The sequence below is a fragment of the Sinomonas sp. ASV322 genome (genome assembly GCF_030908245.1).
Lineage (GTDB): Bacteria > Actinomycetota > Actinomycetes > Actinomycetales > Micrococcaceae > Sinomonas.
Map to the genome: position 1 here is coordinate 1 of NZ_JAVFJJ010000032.1, position 2826 is coordinate 2826.

The following is a 2826-nucleotide window of genomic DNA, read 5'->3' on the forward strand; positions in this document are numbered from 1 at the left end:
GTTAAGTGGGTGAGGGCCCCACGTCGTTGTGGGGCCCTCGGGTGGTGTTGTCCGGCGGTGTCCTACTCTCCCACACCCTGGCGGGTGCAGTACCATCGGCGCTGTGGGGCTTAGCTTCCGGGTTCGGGATGGGTCCGGGCGTTTCCCCCACGCTATGGCCGCCGTAACCTGTTCTCCGCTGCCCCCGGTTTTGTGGTGGGGGTGGGATGTCTGGGTTGCGGTGCGTCCGGGCCCCCTGGGGGGTCGGGTGCGCGTGTGCTGTGTTCTGTTGTGGTGTTGTGGTGTGGTTTCCCGGGGTTTGTTGTTCGGGGACCGTGCAGTGGACGCGTAGCAGTTGTGTTGTGGTTGAGGTTGTCGGCCTATTAGTACCGGTCGGCTTCGCAGGTCGTTGGTCCCTGCTTCCACGTCCGGCCTATCAACCCAGTGGTCTGCTGGGGGCCTTCAACACTTGCGTGTTTGGAGATCTCATCTTGAAGCGGGCTTCCCGCTTAGATGCTTTCAGCGGTTATCCCATCCGAACGTGGCCAAGCAGCGGTGCACCTGGCGGTACAACTGCCACACCAGAGGTTCGTCCGTCCCGGTCCTCTCGTACTGAGGACAGCCCTTCTCAGATCTCCTGCGCGCGCAGCGGATAGGGACCGAACTGTCTCACGACGTTCTAAACCCAGCTCGCGTACCGCTTTAATGGGCGAACAGCCCAACCCTTGGGACCTACTCCAGCCCCAGGATGCGACGAGCCGACATCGAGGTGCCAAACCATGCCGTCGATATGGACTCTTGGGCAAGATCAGCCTGTTATCCCCGAGGTACCTTTTATCCGTTGAGCGACGGCCCTTCCACGAGGTGCCGCCGGATCACTAGTCCCGACTTTCGTCCCTGCTCGAGATGCCTCTCTCGCAGTCAAGCCCCCTTGTGCACTTGCACTCGCCACCTGGTTGCCGACCAGGCTGAGGGGACCTTTGGGCGCCTCCGTTACCCTTTGGGAGGCAACCGCCCCAGTTAAACTACCCGTCAGGCACTGTCCCTGGCCCGGATCACGGGCCGAGGTTGAGATGCCCAAAGCGACCAGAGTGGTATTTCAACGGCGACTCCGCGGGCACTGGCGTGCCCGCCTCGCAGTCTCCCACCTATCCTACACAAGCCGCTCCGGACACCAATACCAAACTGTAGTGAAGGTCTCGGGGTCTTTCCGTCCTGCTGCGCGTAACGAGCATCTTTACTCGTAGTGCAATTTCGCCGAGTTCGCGGTCGAGACAGCGGGGAAGTCGTTACTCCATTCGTGCAGGTCGGAACTTACCCGACAAGGAATTTCGCTACCTTAGGATGGTTATAGTTACCACCGCCGTTTACTGGGGCTTGAATTCTCCGCTTCACCCTCGCAGGTTGACGGGTCCTCTTGACCTTCCAGCACCGGGCAGGAGTCAGTCCGTATACATCGTCTTGCGACTTCGCACGGACCTGTGTTTTTAGTAAACAGTCGCTTCCCCCTGGTCTCTGCGACCCCTCCCCCCTCCCAGGCGCGTGTCCTGTTCAGGGTGGGGGTCCCCCTTCTCCCGAAGTTACGGGGGCATTTTGCCGAGTTCCTTGACCGCGATTCTCTCGATCGCCTTGGTATTCTCTACCTGATCACCTGTGTCGGTTTGGGGTACGGGCGGCTCGGACCTCGCGCCGATGCTTTTCTCGGCAGCATAGGATCACCCGATCCCCCCTCGCGGGGGTCCCGTCGGATCTCAGGCTCGTGAACGGCGGATTTGCCTGCCGTTCGCCCTACGTCCTTGGACCAGGTCAACCATCGCCTGGCCGGGCTGCCTTCCTGCGTCACACCTGTTAATGCGCTTGCCTCGGGGCCTCGGTATCCCACGCTCACCCCCGCCGGCCGCCCCGAAGGGCGCCCGGGCGGGCGATCCGTTGGTTAGCATCGGCCCTCCGGCATTGGCGGTCCTTCGCCGGTACGGGAATATCGGCCCGTTGTCCATCGACTACGCCTGTCGGCCTCGCCTTAGGTCCCGACTCACCCAGGGCAGATTAGCTTGACCCTGGAACCCTTGATCATCCGGCGGACGGGTTTCCCACCCGTCTTTCGCTACTCATGCCTGCATTCTCACTCGTGCGGGCTCCACCGCTCGGTCACCCGGCGGCTTCGCTGCCCGCACGACGCTCCCCTACCCAGCCCCACCCCTGAACCAATGACGGCTTGGGCGATGTGGGGCTGCCGCGGCTTCGGCGGTGTGCTTGAGCCCCGCTACATTGTCGGCGCGGAATCACTTGACCAGTGAGCTATTACGCACTCTTTCAAGGGTGGCTGCTTCTAAGCCAACCTCCTGGTTGTCTCTGCGACTCCACATCCTTTCCCACTTAGCACACGCTTGGGGGCCTTAGCCGGCGGTCTGGGCTGTTTCCCTCTCGACCACGGAGCTTATCCCCCGCGGTCTCACTGCTGCGCTCTGTCTTGCCGGCATTCGGAGTTTGGCTGACGTCAGTAACCTGGTCGGGCCCATCGGCCATCCAGTAGCTCTACCTCCGGCAAGGAACACGCAACGCTGCACCTAAATGCATTTCGGGGAGAACCAGCTATCACGGGGTTTGATTGGCCTTTCACCCCTACCCACAGCTCATCCCCTCCATTTTCAACTGAAGTGGGTTCGGTCCTCCACGACGTCTTACCGTCGCTTCAACCTGGCCATGGGTAGATCACCCCGCTTCGGGTCTAGACCGCGCCACTGAACGCCCTGTTCAGACTCGCTTTCGCTGCGGCTCCCCCACACGGGTTAACCTCGCGACACGGCACTAACTCGCAGGCTCATTCTTCAAAAGGCACGCCATCAC

2 rRNA genes are annotated in these 2826 nt (G+C 61.6%); both read right to left on the bottom strand.

What is annotated here, in order from left to right:
- Positions 1 to 49: 49 nt before the first annotated feature.
- Positions 50 to 166 (bottom strand): 5S ribosomal RNA (rrf, locus tag RBS12_RS20180).
- Between the two features lie 175 nt (positions 167 to 341).
- Positions 342 to 2826: ribosomal RNA gene (locus RBS12_RS20185) — 23S ribosomal RNA — on the bottom strand; the annotation flags it as partial.